The sequence below is a fragment of the Amycolatopsis anabasis genome, assembly GCF_009765355.1.
Lineage (GTDB): Bacteria > Actinomycetota > Actinomycetes > Mycobacteriales > Pseudonocardiaceae > Amycolatopsis > Amycolatopsis anabasis.
Genome location: NZ_VTHK01000007.1, coordinates 240,880 through 254,652, shown reverse-complemented (window position 1 = coordinate 254,652; position 13,773 = coordinate 240,880). Strand labels below are relative to the sequence as shown.

The 13,773-nt window shown below is 67.6% G+C and carries 20 protein-coding genes; 12 read left to right on the top strand and 8 right to left on the bottom strand.

Annotated features, from left to right (window positions below; genetic code table 11):
• Positions 1-588: 588 nt before the first annotated feature.
• On the top strand, positions 589-801 hold the full coding sequence (locus FXO23_RS12220) for a hypothetical protein (protein WP_158884060.1): 213 nt from the start codon (positions 589-591) through the stop codon (positions 799-801).
• Positions 802-816: 15 nt separating this feature from the next.
• Here the strand turns inward: FXO23_RS12220 and FXO23_RS12215 are convergent, their stop codons facing one another.
• The 8 genes from FXO23_RS12215 to FXO23_RS12180 form a co-directional block, all read right to left on the bottom strand.
• Positions 817-1,170 (bottom strand): hypothetical protein, encoded by a 354-nt coding sequence (locus FXO23_RS12215; RefSeq protein ID WP_158884058.1) that lies wholly within the window; start codon positions 1,168-1,170, stop codon positions 817-819.
• 146 nt (positions 1,171-1,316) lie between these two features.
• Positions 1,317-1,730, bottom strand: coding sequence for a hypothetical protein (locus tag FXO23_RS12210; RefSeq protein WP_158884056.1), 414 nt, complete (start codon positions 1,728-1,730; stop codon positions 1,317-1,319).
• 196 nt (positions 1,731-1,926) lie between these two features.
• Positions 1,927-2,208: a hypothetical protein gene (locus tag FXO23_RS12205; protein WP_158884054.1), complete on the bottom strand. Its 282-nt coding sequence runs from the start codon at positions 2,206-2,208 to the stop codon at positions 1,927-1,929.
• A 355-nt stretch (positions 2,209-2,563) separates the two neighbouring features.
• The gene (locus FXO23_RS12200; RefSeq protein ID WP_158884052.1) at positions 2,564-2,833 is read right to left on the bottom strand and encodes a hypothetical protein; all 270 of its coding nucleotides are present in this window, start codon (positions 2,831-2,833) and stop codon (positions 2,564-2,566) included.
• Positions 2,830-3,222, bottom strand: coding sequence for a hypothetical protein (locus FXO23_RS12195; protein ID WP_158884050.1), 393 nt, complete (start codon positions 3,220-3,222; stop codon positions 2,830-2,832). The genes FXO23_RS12200 and FXO23_RS12195 overlap by 4 nt, the downstream gene beginning before the upstream one ends.
• A 185-nt stretch (positions 3,223-3,407) precedes the next feature.
• Positions 3,408-4,025: a hypothetical protein gene (locus FXO23_RS12190; protein ID WP_158884048.1), complete on the bottom strand. Its 618-nt coding sequence runs from the start codon at positions 4,023-4,025 to the stop codon at positions 3,408-3,410.
• 75 nt (positions 4,026-4,100) lie between these two features.
• Positions 4,101-4,523 carry a hypothetical protein gene (locus FXO23_RS12185; RefSeq protein ID WP_158884045.1) on the bottom strand — a complete coding sequence of 141 codons (423 nt, stop codon included), beginning with the start codon at positions 4,521-4,523 and terminating at the stop codon, positions 4,101-4,103.
• A 217-nt stretch (positions 4,524-4,740) separates the two neighbouring features.
• Positions 4,741-4,992 carry a hypothetical protein gene (locus FXO23_RS12180; protein WP_158884043.1) on the bottom strand — a complete coding sequence of 84 codons (252 nt, stop codon included), beginning with the start codon at positions 4,990-4,992 and terminating at the stop codon, positions 4,741-4,743.
• Between the two features lie 66 nt (positions 4,993-5,058).
• Between FXO23_RS12180 and FXO23_RS12175 the strand changes: the two genes are divergently transcribed.
• From FXO23_RS12175 to FXO23_RS12125, 11 genes are read left to right on the top strand one after another with little or no spacing between them, the layout of a single operon-like run.
• Positions 5,059-5,883 (top strand): ParB N-terminal domain-containing protein, encoded by an 825-nt coding sequence (locus FXO23_RS12175; RefSeq protein ID WP_158884041.1) that lies wholly within the window; start codon positions 5,059-5,061, stop codon positions 5,881-5,883.
• Positions 5,880-6,773 (top strand): hypothetical protein, encoded by an 894-nt coding sequence (locus FXO23_RS12170; RefSeq protein WP_158884039.1) that lies wholly within the window; start codon positions 5,880-5,882, stop codon positions 6,771-6,773. The genes FXO23_RS12175 and FXO23_RS12170 overlap by 4 nt, the downstream gene beginning before the upstream one ends.
• Positions 6,770-7,111, top strand: coding sequence for a hypothetical protein (locus FXO23_RS12165; protein ID WP_158884037.1), 342 nt, complete (start codon positions 6,770-6,772; stop codon positions 7,109-7,111). Before FXO23_RS12170 ends, FXO23_RS12165 begins: the two co-directional genes overlap by 4 nt.
• Positions 7,112-7,540 (top strand): 6-pyruvoyl trahydropterin synthase family protein, encoded by a 429-nt coding sequence (locus tag FXO23_RS12160; RefSeq protein WP_158884035.1) that lies wholly within the window; start codon positions 7,112-7,114, stop codon positions 7,538-7,540. It begins immediately after the preceding gene.
• Positions 7,537-8,271, top strand: a complete 735-nt coding sequence (locus FXO23_RS12155) for a 7-carboxy-7-deazaguanine synthase QueE (RefSeq protein ID WP_158884033.1) — start codon at positions 7,537-7,539, stop codon at positions 8,269-8,271. The genes FXO23_RS12160 and FXO23_RS12155 overlap by 4 nt, the downstream gene beginning before the upstream one ends.
• Positions 8,268-8,831 (top strand): GTP cyclohydrolase I, encoded by a 564-nt coding sequence (folE, locus tag FXO23_RS12150; protein WP_158884031.1) that lies wholly within the window; start codon positions 8,268-8,270, stop codon positions 8,829-8,831. The genes FXO23_RS12155 and folE overlap by 4 nt, the downstream gene beginning before the upstream one ends.
• 2 nt (positions 8,832-8,833) lie before the next feature.
• The gene (locus tag FXO23_RS12145; RefSeq protein WP_158884029.1) at positions 8,834-9,301 is read left to right on the top strand and encodes a phage terminase small subunit P27 family; all 468 of its coding nucleotides are present in this window, start codon (positions 8,834-8,836) and stop codon (positions 9,299-9,301) included.
• A complete protein-coding gene (locus FXO23_RS12140; RefSeq protein WP_158884027.1) occupies positions 9,264-11,006 on the top strand; it encodes a terminase large subunit in 1,743 nt (580 codons plus the stop codon). The genes FXO23_RS12145 and FXO23_RS12140 overlap by 38 nt, the downstream gene beginning before the upstream one ends.
• A 15-nt stretch (positions 11,007-11,021) precedes the next feature.
• A complete protein-coding gene (locus tag FXO23_RS12135; protein WP_218951964.1) occupies positions 11,022-11,306 on the top strand; it encodes a hypothetical protein in 285 nt (94 codons plus the stop codon).
• Positions 11,306-12,574 (top strand): phage portal protein, encoded by a 1,269-nt coding sequence (locus FXO23_RS12130; protein WP_158884025.1) that lies wholly within the window; start codon positions 11,306-11,308, stop codon positions 12,572-12,574. The genes FXO23_RS12135 and FXO23_RS12130 overlap by 1 nt, the downstream gene beginning before the upstream one ends.
• Entirely contained in the window at positions 12,571-13,734 is a 1,164-nt protein-coding gene (locus FXO23_RS12125) for an HK97 family phage prohead protease (protein WP_158884023.1), read from the top strand. The genes FXO23_RS12130 and FXO23_RS12125 overlap by 4 nt, the downstream gene beginning before the upstream one ends.
• Positions 13,735-13,773: the final 39 nt, after the last annotated feature.

Here is a 13,773-nt window from a genome sequence, read left to right as displayed (position 1 = left end):
CCCGTACGAAGGCCAACACCCCGAGGGTTTCCCTAGTGCCGAAAACGATCCGGCCTCGTTCCAGCTCCCGCTGAGGAGCGGCATACCGCCGCGCCAGGCGCGCGGCCACCACGCCGATGCGGCTTCTCCGGAACAGCGACACCGACGACGACCGAAGTCTAATGCCCAGCAAACCGCCGCGCATCTGTTCCACCTGTCGCCGCACAATCCCGCCCGGCCCATGCCCGACCTGCCGACCCGAGCAACGCCGCGACTCCGACCGCCGCCGGGGAACCGCCGCCCAGCGCGGCTACGGCTACGACTGGCAGCAGTCCAGCGCCACCTACCTCCGAGAGCACCGGCTCTGCGTCCTCTGCCACCGGCCAGCCACAGTGGCCGACCACCACCCCGAAACCCGCCGATCCTTGATCGCCCGCGGAGTCCCCGATCCCGACGCCTGGCACCGGCTCCGGCCGCTTTGCAAGTCCTGCCACGACAGGCACACCGCGCTGACTACTCCTGGCGGTTGGAACCAGGCGGCTATAAAACTCGCTGGCCGACAGAAGAATGCGGAAGCTTTTAACGGAAGGGTCGACGGGAGGCGCGCCGATGAAACCAAGCAATGACACCACGGTCGCGGTGACCAGCGTGGCCGGTGCTGTCGCGGTCATCCTCGTGTGGATGCTCAGCCTCGTGCACGTGGACATGCCGCCGGTTGTCGCCTCGGCCGTCACCGTCGTGGTGTCCGCGCTCGCCGGATACCTGTCACCAGCCCGGCGCGGACACGGAGAAGCCCCTGACCCGCCGGAAGCCAGGGGCTAGTCCAGCAGGCGCGAGTTACCCGTCCGTCTTGGCCGGGCTATGGCGGTCGATCTCCTCGTCCGCCGCCGCCAGCCACGCCTCGCGCGCCAGCCCCTTCACGTGGTACCTCAACGACGGCCAGTCGGCGCGGTCGCCCGGCTCGTAGTGCTCGGCCACGTATCCGAGCAGGTACCGCACCATGCGTAGAGTCCACACGCCCTGCTCGTCCCAGACGCTCGCGTGCTGTCGAGCAGCGAAGAACCGCACACACCACTTCCCTTGCTCGCGGAACACGTTGGCCGAAAGCCACTCGTTCGACAACGGGTCGCGTTCATTGCTCCACGAGTACAGGCCGTGCTTGCGGTTGCTGAGCTTCACCGGCTTCGTCATTAGGGGTCCTCTCACCTTGTCCGGGTCATGATCGGCGGTGGCCGATCCCCTAAAGGATCTACGCGCAGCACGAGACGCGAGCAGGAGACAAACGGGTGCTTACAAAAAGAAAGCCCCCGGCCGAAGCCGGGAGCTCGATCGTCACGTCACCGGTCGTACTCCAGCGTGCCGATCGGGTACTGCACCATTTCGATCTCGCGTGCAACCTCTTCTGCGCAATACGCGCACAGCCGCATCGGCGTCGGTTCCGGGTCGTACAGGTTCGGCACGGGGGTAAATACCGCTATCGCTTGGCCAGTGCACGGAAGGATCGCCGCCGGACTCGTCATGAACTCCCGGCAGCCTTCGTTCGGCCCCCAGTCCTCATGTTCGTTCTCGCAGAGAACAACGCTGCGCTTCTGGCGTCTGCCCGACATTACACCGGCCACCATCACGACGATGGCGACTCCCGCGTAGGAGAACCCGATGATCGGGTTGTTGCCGAACGTGATCACGCTCCACCACTCGTACAACTGGTAGATCGCGGGAAGCACCACGCCGTCCCAGATGAATTCCAACATGCGCCTAGCTCCTTCAGTCCTTGTCCGGGTCTCGACCGGTTAACCGGTCCTGGAAAGGATCTCCGCGTAGCGCCGCCCGGGAGCAGGAGCCAGTCGGGTGCTTAGCCGTCGTTGTCGCGTAGCCATGGGTCGGTGTCTTCTACGGTGGTAGCAACGGAAATCCCCACGGATGCCCGTGGGGATGACGCCTTGCTAATCAGTCGAGAGTGATGTCTACGATGTCCTCAAAGAGAACGTCAACCTCCATGTCGAACTTGCAGTTAAGGGTGCCGTCGCCGAGTGCGAACACCTCGCCAGCGGCCTCGCGTTCTTCGCCGTCTTCCAGGTAGCGCATCCACACACCAACCTCGCCTTCCTCCTCGATCAGGGTTGGGAGCTGTTCGATCGCCTTCGCGACGTTCTTCTTGCGGCGTTCCGCCTGCTGCTGCTCGAAGGCGTCGTAGTCGAATTCCTGGTAGTTGCCGGTTGCGTTTTCCATGACTTCCTCCTGGGTTTGTGTCCGGGTCTCGATCGGCTTTCCGATCTCCTAAAGGATCTCCCCGCAGCGCCGCGCGAGAGCAGGAGCCGAACGGGTGCTTGATCGCGGTGCCCTTGGCTCGCCCGCGGGCGACGTCGCCGAGCTCGGCGGGGCAAGGGGGTCGCCATCACGAGGGCCGCGCGGCCCCCAGACCGCGCCGGTGGTGTTCCTCGTGGCGTCCCGCGTTTCGCCAACTCAGTTCGTGCTCGAGCTGCCGTGCAAGGTGGGACCCGCTCGGCCGGTGCGGGCGGACCGGCCGACGTTCGAACGCAAGGAAGCCCCCACGCTCGGCATGGGGGCTTCCGGGGAGCAGTCGCTAGTTGAGGTCGAGGATGTCGAGGTCGGGCGCGGCGGCGGCCTGCTGTTTGCACGCGGTGATGATCGTGCGCAGCGCGGGCAGTTCGGTGTCGCGGTAGCGGGGCGAGTTGGTGAACTCGGTGGCGACCTCTTCGAGGCGGAGCCGGGTGACCGGAACGGGTGCCTTACTGTCGTCCGGGAGGGTGCGCGCGGTCCGGCAGTTCACCCGCGCGCGCAGCGCGATCATCTCGGCCAGCTCCCGCTTGCCCTCGGGTGGTTGGCGGGTCACTGGTCCTCGAACCTGTCGTGTGTGACCGGCAACGACCGGTCGTCCCGCCTGCGCAGCTCGTCGCGAATGATCCGGACTCGGCGCGTGAAGTGCCAGGGGTCGTCCTCGTGCGCGGTAGCGTCAGCCGCATCGGCAAGACGTCGAAGGTTCTCGGTGGACTCCATCGTGAGTCGGTGTCGAAGATCCTGCTCGTCACGCTCGTTCTCCAGTGCACGACGGTGCAGTTCGGTGACGATGTACGCCAGGCACTCACGTGCCAGATGTGCAGACTCCGCGACGTTCAGGTTGTTGTACTCGACCCCGTTTTCGATGCCGGTCGCGTACTCGCGTGCCATCTGCGCCAGGCCCTCTGTGGTGAAGCTGGCTAACGGGTTGTCGTCGGGGTTCATGGTAGCGATCTCCTGTCCGGGTCGTTTTCCTTGTGTGCCTTAATCTTCGACGCCTAGGTGCGATCGGGACCAGCGATCTTCGGTTCCGATCGTGTTCCGTGGGCCACGCGACGGCGCACGGAATCGTTGGCATGGAACGAACGGAGGGTCTCCCACGCGGGGCGCGCGAGATCCTCCGTCGGGTATCAGCTCAGGTCGTCCTGTACCGCTCGCTTCCACGCCTGTTCGGCGTCGTGCTGTGCCTGCTTCAGCGTTTCCGCCTTGCCGGTCTCCAGCAGGCGACCAGCCGGGAAGCACTCGCCCACGGCCCATTCGGACGGGCCGTGGCCGGTTACCTCGGCGTAGTAGTCCTCGGCGCGGTCTCCGTATTCGCTGGAGAAAGACCACACGTCGGTGCCGTCTTCGTCGGGGATCTCCTGCTCCCACTCGCCGGAGACGATCTCGGCCGCGTATGCCTGTTGGTCGCGGCGGCGCGGGTCCTGCTCGTTCCGTGCGATCTCCAGTGCGCGAGAGTGCAGTTCGGTGACCACATTGGCCAGGCAGTCGCGTGCCAGGGCCGCCGATTCCTCGACGGTCAGGTTGTTGTACGCGATCCCGTTTTCAATGACTTCAACGAAGTCGCGGGCGAGGAAAACCAGGTTCTCGTCCGAGAGTGCGCTCAAGTCGCGGGGCTCGTCCTGCGTAGTGCTGGTGCTCATTGTGGTGTTCCGTTCTGTCCGGGTCCTTCTTGGTGATCCCAGGATCAGCTCTCTCGGCGCGGTCGGACCAGAGATATTCGGTTCCAATCGTGTTCCGTAGACCACGCCACCGATCGTGAGAATCGTTGGCACGTAAGGTGAAGCCCCCACGGTTGCCCGTGGGGGCTTCGGCCCAAGGGATTAGCGAACGGACTTCTTCTTGCCCTGCAAGTAGATGACGGTCTGCCCGTCCTCCTGGACCTGGTGGCGGACGTTCACGCCGAGTCCCTTGCTCGCGGCGGCCCGTCGAACGGCAGCCTTGATCTGGGCCACGGTCTTCTCGTCGTACTCCACCGGGGGCAGCGAGTAGACCTTGTTCTCGGTGAAGCTGGTCAGGACCAGTTCGGCCAGCGGGTTCGGCTTGCCGTTACCCTTGGTGGGGGTCGGCATGGCCTCGGCCTCGGTGGCGCCTTGCGCGAGCTGGCCGTAGAGGTCGCCGTTGCCGCGCTTGGCGTTGTCGTTGATTACGGCCATCGCGTCGTTGGCCGGGGTAGTGTTGCCGGTGTTGTCGGCCGCCTTGGGGGCGGTCTTGGCTGCGGTCTTGCGGGTGGTGTTGGTGGCCATTTCTGGTGCCTCCTTGGTGTTGGTGGTGGGCCTGTGTGCCCCCCCGTTGACAACAACCTTCGACGCGGTCGCGCGCCCGAGACAAGCGAGATCGGAAGGTATTCGTTGAGCCGTTCGTGCGGTCACGATCAGGAATCCGACGCTCACCAGTACGTCCCGTTCGTGAATACAATGAAACCCCCACGGGTAACCGTGAGGGTTGCTCGTTGTTCGGAGATTAGACCGGCTCGACTTCGGTCAAGGGCACTCGCTGTTCCAACAGGCTGCCCGGCACACGGAGCGTGCACAGGCGGCTCGTGACGTTGCCGACGTAGACCGTGGTGCCTGTTGGGCGGGTAACGATTTCGATGACCTCACCCGTGGCGTCCTTGCGAGTAAAGGTGATCTGGCGACGAGTTGTGCCGGTCATGTCCTTGTCTTCTTCCTGTCCGAGTGGTGTCCACGTGCCGTGAACACCACCGATCGTCACCGCATCCGCGCCGAGCGGACAAGCGCGGTCCCTGCGACGTTCGGAGGGATCACGAACAGGAGTGTTATGACCGACCGGTACGTGGAGTACGTGCCCATCGCCGACATCGAGGCCGCGCCCCGTAACCCGAAGGGACACGACACCGTGGGCATCGGCCGGTCCATCGGCCATTTTGGACTCGCGGAGCTGCCGTTGATCGACGAGCGGACCGGGCGGCTGGTGGCCGGGCACGGCCGTCACGAACAACTGCTCGCGTGGGCGGCCGAAGGTCGCGACGCGCCCGAGGGTGTCCGGGTGGACGAGGACGGCCAGTGGCTCATGCCGGTCATCCGCGGTTGGTCATCGCGCTCGGACGACGACGCCGAGGCGTACCTGATCGCCTCGAATCAGCTCACCGTGAAAGGCGGCTGGGACGACCATCTGTTGGCCGAGGTGCTGCACGACCTCGGCGAGGCGCAAATGCTGGACCTGACCGGGTACGAGGCCGACGACCTGGCCGCCCTGGAGGACACGCTGACCGCCAGTTCGGAGGAGTCCGACGACGATGGCGAGCAGCCCGGAAAGGGCGATGCGCTGCGGCTGGCCGGGCTGACTGTGGGCGAGCCGGATTACGAGACCGCGCCGGGGCAGGTCTGGAGCGTGGGGCGTCACGCGCTGGTGGTCGCGGACGTGCACACGGGCTGGCCACTGTGGACACCTTTGCTTGGCGAGGGGGATGTGTTCTGGCCGTACCCGACGATGCTCGCCCCGTTCACGGAGAAAGCCGAGGCGCATCGGGTGGTGATGGTGCAACCGTTGCCGTACCTGGCCGGGTGGCTGCTGACGAAATGGAAGCGCATCTCGGGTGAGGAGCCGATGCTGTCCACTCCGGCCGCCGGGCGTGCCGCGTGATCGCCACCGCTGGCGGGCGGTTCGACCCGCACGCCGCGCCGATCTACTTCGCCGCCGGGGAGTCCCCGATCTACCCGCGTCACATGCTGCTCGCGGTCAACGACCTGTACCACCGCAGCCAGGAGAACCGGCTCGCGCGGCTGCTGGACGAGGGGCACGTGATCCTGATGGATTCCGGGATTTTCAACCTGACCAACGAGCACAAGCGCACGGTCGGTTGCACGATGGACGAGGCGCTGAACCTGGCGCCGGACGAGATCACCGGGTTTGACCGGCTGTTCGACCGGTACGTGGAACTGGCCACACGGTACGAAGATCAGCTCTGGGGTTACATCGAGCTGGACCAGGGCGGGCGGGACAACAAACGCCGCACCCGGCAACGACTTCACGACCTCGGGTTGAACCCGATCCCCGTGTACCACCCGCTGAACGACGGGTGGGACTACTTCGACGAGCTGGCCCGCGGTTACGACCGGCTGTGTTTCGGCAACGTGGTGCAGGCCAACCATCCGACGCGGATTCGGCTGCTGCACACCATGTGGGAACGCCGCCGCGAGTACCCCGATCTGTGGGTGCACGTGCTCGGCCTGTCCGCCTCGGAGTGGTGCCTTCCGTGCCCGCCGGACTCCTGCGACTCCAGCTCGTGGTTGAACAGCCTGCGGTACCCGGCCGTGCGTACCGAGTCGGCGGCGCTGCGCAGGCTCGGCGACCTCGGGCACCGGTTCCTCTACGGCGCCGGGGCGCACCGAGACGAGGCGTGCCAGATGCACTCCGACGTCATGGAACACACCTTGCAGACCTGGCAGGCGCTGCAAGCCCTGCACACCGAATTCGGCGCGGTACCGCACCCTCCGCGCCACGAACGCGAAGGCGAGCTTTCACCACGATGAGCACCACCGTGTGGACCCGCGTCACCGCGCCGGGCTTTCACCGCTGGCCGAACGCGACCGGGCCACGGTCCTATCTGGCCGATCGGCACCGGCACCTGTTCCACCTCACCGTGCACGTGCCCGTGGCCCACGACGACCGGGACGTGGAATTCCACGACCTGCAAGACCTGATCCGGACGTGGTGGGGACCGGGTACCCGCGAATGCGGCCCGGCGAGCTGCGAAGACCTGGCGCGGGAGTTGTGGACCTTCCTACAGAACGACTGTCACCTCACCCCCAGCCGGGTCGAGGTGTCCGAGGACGGCGAGTCCGGCGCGATCGTGACGGAGGTGTCCTGAATGGCCGCCACCGTGACCGTCCGCCACAACTTCGAGACCGCGCACCGGCTCCCGCATCTGCCGGGCAAGTGCGTCTCGCTGCACGGGCACTCGTGGTGGGCCGAGGTGACCGTGACCGCCCCGGCCACGGATGCGGCCGGGGTGGTCGTGGAGTTCGGCCCCTTCAAGCGGGCACTCCGCTCCTGGATTGATGAATACCTGGACCACGGGGTCATGCTCGGCCCGGACGACCCGCTCGTTCCGGTCCTGCGCGAAGCGGCTTGCAAGGTGTACGAGGTGTCGGGGTGGCCGACCGTGGAAAACGTGGCGGGGCATCTGGCCGAGGTCGCGGACGGGCTCCTGGGCGAGCTGGAGCACATGCCCGGCGCCCGCGTGACCGCGGTCGAGGTCCAGGAAACCCACGTCAACCGGGCCGGGTGGAGCGCATGACCGGCGTCTCGGCTCCAGCCACAGCGGACACGCTCGTGGCGTCCGAGGTGTTCGGACCCACGGTGCAGGGCGAAGGCCCGACCGCCGGCCGCAGGGCCAGCTTCGTCCGGCTGGGCGGCTGCAACCTGGCGTGTTCCTGGTGCGATACCCCGTACACGTGGGACGGCTCCCGGTACGACCTTCGCGCCGAGTTGGCGCGCAAACCGGTGCGGGACATTGTGGACCGCGCGCTCGTCGGGGACCCCGGGTTGGTGGTGATCTCCGGGGGCGAGCCGCTGCTGCACCAGCACCAGCCCGGGTGGACGCGGCTGCTGTGGGCGCTGCGGCGAGCCGGAGTGGACATCGAGATCGAGACCAACGGCACCGTCGCGCCCACGCCCGCGACCCTGAACATCGACCTGAATGTCCGGTTCAACGTCTCGCCGAAGCTGGCGCACTCCGGTGACCCGGCCGAGCGTCGTATCCGGCCCGAGGTGCTGACGGCGCTGGTCGAGTCGGCGCGGGCGAGCTTCAAGTTCGTGTGCGCGACACCAGCCGATGTGGACGAGGCCGCCGAGCTGGTCCACCGGTACGAGATGGGGCCGGGCAACGTGTGGATTTCGCCCGAGGGAACCAGCGTCGACACCATCGTGGGGCACACCAAGATCCTGGCTGACCGGGTGGTCGAGCACGGCTTCAACCTCGGGACACGGCTGCATGTGCTGGCGTGGGGAAACGAGAGGGGCCGATGAACGCCGACCTGACCGCCGGGATTCGTTCCTGGCTGGCTGACCGCGGGCTCGACCCCGACGATCCGAACCTGCGCGACACCCCCGGCCGGGTGGCCCGAGCCTGGGCGGAGCTGACCTCCGGCTACGACCAGGACCCGGAAACCGTGCTGTCGCGCACGTTCCCCGTCGACCGCTCGGACGGCATGATCGCCGTGACGGGCGTGCCGTTCACGAGCTGCTGCGCGCACCACCTCATGCCGTTCACCGGAACCGCGACCATCGCCTACCTGCCGGTCGCCGGGGCGCCCGTGGTCGGGTTGAGCAAGCTGCCGCGCCTGCTCGACATCTTCGCGCACCGCCTCCAGGTGCAGGAGCAGCTGACCTACCAGGTCACCGACGCCCTGGACACGCACCTCAAGACCGAGGGGTCGGCCTGCCTGGTGCGGGCCGAGCACGGCTGCATGACCCAGCGCGGGGTCCGCAAGCCCGGCGCGTCGATGCTGACCACCTCCGTGACCGGCCGTTTCGCCACCGACCCCGAGCTGCGGGCACAGCTGATGGCCCTGCACCAGGGAGGCTGAATATGGGACGCCGGGGAGTGCCGCCGAAGCCGACCGCGCTGCGGATCATCGAGGGTGACAAGCACACCGAGCGGTACAACCACCACGAGCCGATCCCGCGCCCGGGGCGGCCGGAGTGTCCGGACGATGTGTCCGATGCCGTCCGGGAGATCTGGGACTACACGGTGGCCGAGCTGGACGCGATGGGCATCGCGCACGCCTGCGACCGCGACACCCTGCTCTGCTACTGCGAAGCCGTGGTCGCGCACCGCCGCGCCTCGGTGGTCGTCGCCAAGACCGGGGTGCTTCAAAAGGGAGTGCACGGCGGGTACGTGCGCAATCCCGCACTGGTCATTCAGCGGGACTCCGCACACGTGATCCGCGCCTTCGCGCAGGAGTTCGGCCTGACCCCGTCCGCGCGGACACGGATCGAGCAGAAGGACGGGGCCGGCCGTGGCGACGAAGCCAACCCGTTCGCGGGCACCGGCTAAACGCCCGCCGAGCCGCGCCACGCTGGAACGCCTGAACATCTCGCCCGAGGTCGGGTGGTACCTGCACTCGCGGGGCATCGGCCTGCCGGATTGCCCGCCCGCGATTAAGACCCCGGAGGGAGGGGCGCGGCGAGGCGCACGGTTCGATCCGGCCCGGGTAGACCGGGTGCTCGACGTGTTCTCCCGGCTGCGCCACACCCAAGGCAAATGGGCAGGCCGCCCGCTCGTCCCGGATCCGTGGCAAGTCGCCTACATCCTGGCGCCCGTCTTCGGGTGGGTGTACCGCAACGAGGACGGCCAATGGGTCCGGGTGACGCGGCGAGCCTATGTGGACATCCCCCGCAAGAACGGGAAAACCACGCTCGCGGGCGGGATCGCCACCTACCTGACCGCCGCCGACCACGAGCAGGGCGCGCAGGTCTACGCGGTCGCCTCCGGCCGGGATCAGGCCCGGTACTGCTTCGACCCCGTGAAGCAGCTCGCCGAGAAGTCCCCGGCGCTGTCGCCGTACGTCAAGGCGTTGCAGCACCGGATCATCCACCAGCCCAGCGGCTCGTACTTCGCGGTCGTGTCGCGGGTGGCCGACATTCTGCACGGCGCGAACGTGTACGGCGCCATCATCGACGAGCTGCACGTCCACAAGTCCCCGGACTTGGTGGAGGCAGTGGAGACCGGCACCGGCTCCCGGACACAACCGCTGGTGTTCACAATCACCACGGCCGACGACGGCCGGACGGCGACGATCTACGCGCGGCGGCGCCACTACGTGGAACAGCTCGCGCGGGGCGCGCTGCGGGACCCCTCGCTGTACGGGGTGGTGTGGGCGGCCGACCGCGAAGATGATCCGTTCGCCGAGTCGACGTGGAAGCGGGCAAACCCCGGCTACGGCATCTCGCCATCGAAGGCGTACCTGAAGAACGCGGCCAAGGAAGCCCACAACTCCCCGGCCGACCTGGCGAAGTTCCTGCGCCTGCACCTCGGCATCCGCACACGGCAGCAGACCCGCTTCCTCGACCTGGAGGTGTGGGACCGCAACGCGTCCATCGTGGACGAACGCAAGCTCGCCGCGCGGGTCTGCTACGGCGGGCTCGACCTAGCCTCCACCTCTGACTTGTGCGCCCTGGCGTGGGTGTTCCCGGACTGCACGGGCGGGCACGACCTGCTGTGGCGGCTGTGGTGCCCCGAGGGCGCGCTGCCCGCGATCGAGCGCCGCACCGCCGGGCAAGCAACCGTGTGGGTGCAGCGTGGCCTGTTGCACGTGACCCCGGGCGATGTCGCGGACTACGACTACATTCGCTCCCAGATCAACGCCGACCGCGAACAGTTCCGGGTCCGGGAGATCGCCTACGACCCGTGGAACTCCAGCCAGCTCGTGACCGACCTGCTCGGCGACGGGGCGCCGCTGGTCAAGATGCGCCAGGGGTTCGGCAGCATGTCCAGCCCCACCAAGGAATTCCAGCGGCTCGCGCTCGAAGGCACGGCGGAGTGCCCGCGGTTACGGCACGGCGGGAACGCCGCGATCCGCTGGCAGATCGACAACTTCGCCGTCGAGATGGACGCGGCCGGGAACGTCAAGCCCAGCAAGCGGAACTCCGGCGACAAGATCGACGGCATCGTGGCGATGATCATGGGCTTGGATCGCGCGGTCCACTACACCCCGCCCCGCCGCTCGGCCTACGACCACGGAGACCTCGAAATCGTGTGAAGGGGGCCGGGGCCGGTGGAGCTTGCCATCATCACCGTGGCCCTCGTCCTGCTGGCGTGCTCGGTGATCTGGCACGTCACCGAGGAATACCGGGGCCGCGTGATCGCCACGCGCCGCCGCGTCGTGGTGTCGCTGGTGGACGACCAGGCCATCACGGGCGTGCTGTGGCGCAGGCACCGCCGCCTCGTCGTGCTGCGCTCCGCGCAACTCGTCCAGCCGGGCCGCGAGCCCGTGCGCATGGACGGCGATGTCGTGATCGAACGGGACCGCATCAACTGGGTGCAGATCGTGGGGTCCTGATGCCGTTCGTGATCTCCCAAGGGGTCTTGGCCTCGGTCCACCAGTACCAGACCGCGACCATCCCCCTCGGCGGGTCCGTCACGCTCGCGGACGGGCTCGCGCAGGACTACGCCACGATCTGGAAGACCCAGCCGCAGGTGCGCACGGTGGTGTCCTTCCTCGCGCGCAACATCGCGCAGCTCGGCATCCACGTGTACCGGCGCATGTCCGATGTGGACCGCGTGCGGATCTCGGACCATCCGGTCGCGGCGCTGCTGGCGAGGCCGAACGGGTTCACCACCCGCTACCGGCTGATCGAAGCCCTCGTGTCGGACCTGGCGATCTACGACAACGCCCTGCTCGCGAAGGCAAACCTCGGCTCGCCGGGGCTGGTGCGCCTCGACCCGCGGTTCGTCACCCCGATCAGCGCGAACCAATTCACGGTCGAGACCTACCGCTACCGGGGCACCACCGGCCACCGCGACATCCCGGCCGAGCAGATCGTGCACTTCCGGGGCTACAACCCCACCGACAACCGGTGGGGCTGCTCGCCGATGGAGACCCTGCGCCGCACCCTGTCCGAGGAGTACCAGGCTTCGCAGTACCGCGAACAGCTCTGGCGCAACGGCGCCCGGCTCATGGGCTACCTCAAGCGTCCGCTGGACGCCCCGGAATGGGGCGAGCCCGCGCGGGAACGGTTCCGGCGCTCCTGGCAGGCCCAGTACACCGGGACCGGCGGCAAGGCGGGCGGTACGCCGATCTTGGAGGACGGCATGGATTTCGTGCCCGCCTCGGTGACACCGGAGGCGGCACAGTACATCGAAGCCCGCAAGCTCACCCGGGAAGAAGTCGCCTCCGCGTACCACATACCTTTGCCGATGGTGGGCATCCTCGATCACGCCACCTACAGCAATATTCAGGAACAGCACCGGAACCTGTATCAGGACACCCTCGGGCCGTGGCTGACGATGATCACCGAGGAACTGCAACTCCAGTTGCTCCCGGATTTCGAGGACTCCCAGGACATCTACCTCGAATTCAACCTCGGCGAGAAGCTGCGCGGCAGCTTCGAGGAGCAGGCGGTCCAGCTTCAGACCGCGACCGGCGCCCCGTGGATGACCCGCAACGAAGCCCGCGCCCGGGTCAACCTGCCGCAGGTGGACGGGGGCGATGAGCTGGTGACGCCGCTGAATGTCCTGATTGGCGGGCAGGCCAGCCCGACCGACACCGCGCCGGAACCGAAGGCGACGCGTGATCGGACGCTGAAACTGCTGGAGGGGTTGGCATGAAGGTGAAGACGTGCCCGGTCCGGATCAAGGCCGCTGGGGAGCAGGACGGCACGGACGACGGGGTGTTCGAAGCGATCGTCGCCGCGTACAACGTGGACTCTGTGGGAGACAAGATCCGGCCCGGCGCGTTCGCCGACACGCTCGCCGAGTGGCAGGAGTCCGGTAACCCGATTCCGGTGCTGTGGTCGCACATGTCCCACGACCCGGACTACCACATCGGCTACGTCGAGGAAGCCGAGGAACGCGAGGAGGGGTTGTGGGTTCGTGCCCGCATCGACCTGGACGAGCCCAAGGCCCGCAAGGTGTACCGGTTGCTCAAGGGCAAGCGCGTGCGGCAGTTCTCCTTCGCCTACGACATTCAAGAGGGCGGCTGGGTCGACGCGAAGTCGGAGGACGACGACGCCGCGGGCGAGGGGTACTACGAGCTGCGCAAGCTGCGGCTGTACGAGGTCGGGCCGACGCTGATCGGCGCGAACTCCGACACCGAGCTGCTGTCGGTGAAATCGGCGATCGGGCCGCACTCGACCGCGACCGATGACGGCGCGTGGGACGGCCCGGCCAACGAGGCCAGGTTGTCCAACGACGCGGGCGGGCAGGTCTACCGGCGCGCGTTCGCCTGGCAGGACCCAGACGGCGACCCGGACGCCAAGTCGAGCTACAAGTTCATCCACCACAACGTGAGCAGCGACGGCGAGGTGGGCGCGGCGAATCTGCAAGCCTGCACCACCGGCATCGCCGTCCTGAATGGCTCGCGCACCGGCACCACCATCCCGGACGCCGACCGCCAGGGCGTGTACAACCACCTCGCCCGGCACCTGCGCGACGCCGACGTGGAGCCCCCGGAACTCAAGTCCACCCCCGGCCGGGCCGAGGCCGCCGAGCACACCCCCGGCGAGAAGGCCGGCAGAGTGCTCTCGGCAAAGAATGAATCCGCTCTGCGGGCGGCCCTGGAGAAGATCGCGGACGGCACCAGCGCTATCGAGACCGTGCTGTCCGCCTTGAAGACCGACGAGGACGGGAAGGCCGCCACGCCCGCCGAGCCCGCGACGACCGACGAGAAGTCGGCGCCGCCCGCCCGGCCCGCTGGCCAGCCAGCCCCGCTCCGCGTCCAGTTGGCGGCGCTCAACGGCGTCGCCGATCCCAACACGCTCACCGCCTGACAGAAGGAGACGACAGAACAGGCCACGCCCGCCTGTCCG

Excerpts from the sequence above, each read along its gene's own strand:
- FXO23_RS12195 (WP_158884050.1), bottom strand. The coding sequence starts at position 3,222 with ATGAACCCCGACGACAACCCGTTAGCCAGCTTCACCACAGAGGGCCTG.
- folE (WP_158884031.1), top strand. The coding sequence starts at position 8,268 with ATGAACGCCGACCTGACCGCCGGGATTCGTTCCTGGCTGGCTGACCGC.
- FXO23_RS12130 (WP_158884025.1), top strand. The coding sequence starts at position 11,306 with ATGCCGTTCGTGATCTCCCAAGGGGTCTTGGCCTCGGTCCACCAGTAC.
- FXO23_RS12155 (WP_158884033.1), top strand. The coding sequence starts at position 7,537 with ATGACCGGCGTCTCGGCTCCAGCCACAGCGGACACGCTCGTGGCGTCC.
- FXO23_RS12160 (WP_158884035.1), top strand. The coding sequence starts at position 7,112 with ATGGCCGCCACCGTGACCGTCCGCCACAACTTCGAGACCGCGCACCGG.
- FXO23_RS12165 (WP_158884037.1), top strand. The coding sequence starts at position 6,770 with ATGAGCACCACCGTGTGGACCCGCGTCACCGCGCCGGGCTTTCACCGC.
- FXO23_RS12185 (WP_158884045.1), bottom strand. The coding sequence starts at position 4,523 with ATGGCCACCAACACCACCCGCAAGACCGCAGCCAAGACCGCCCCCAAG.
- FXO23_RS12125 (WP_158884023.1), top strand. The coding sequence starts at position 12,571 with ATGAAGGTGAAGACGTGCCCGGTCCGGATCAAGGCCGCTGGGGAGCAG.
- FXO23_RS12205 (WP_158884054.1), bottom strand. The coding sequence starts at position 2,208 with ATGGAAAACGCAACCGGCAACTACCAGGAATTCGACTACGACGCCTTC.
- FXO23_RS12220 (WP_158884060.1), top strand. The coding sequence starts at position 589 with ATGAAACCAAGCAATGACACCACGGTCGCGGTGACCAGCGTGGCCGGT.
- FXO23_RS12175 (WP_158884041.1), top strand. The coding sequence starts at position 5,059 with ATGACCGACCGGTACGTGGAGTACGTGCCCATCGCCGACATCGAGGCC.
- FXO23_RS12145 (WP_158884029.1), top strand. The coding sequence starts at position 8,834 with ATGGGACGCCGGGGAGTGCCGCCGAAGCCGACCGCGCTGCGGATCATC.
- FXO23_RS12215 (WP_158884058.1), bottom strand. The coding sequence starts at position 1,170 with ATGACGAAGCCGGTGAAGCTCAGCAACCGCAAGCACGGCCTGTACTCG.
- FXO23_RS12210 (WP_158884056.1), bottom strand. The coding sequence starts at position 1,730 with ATGTTGGAATTCATCTGGGACGGCGTGGTGCTTCCCGCGATCTACCAG.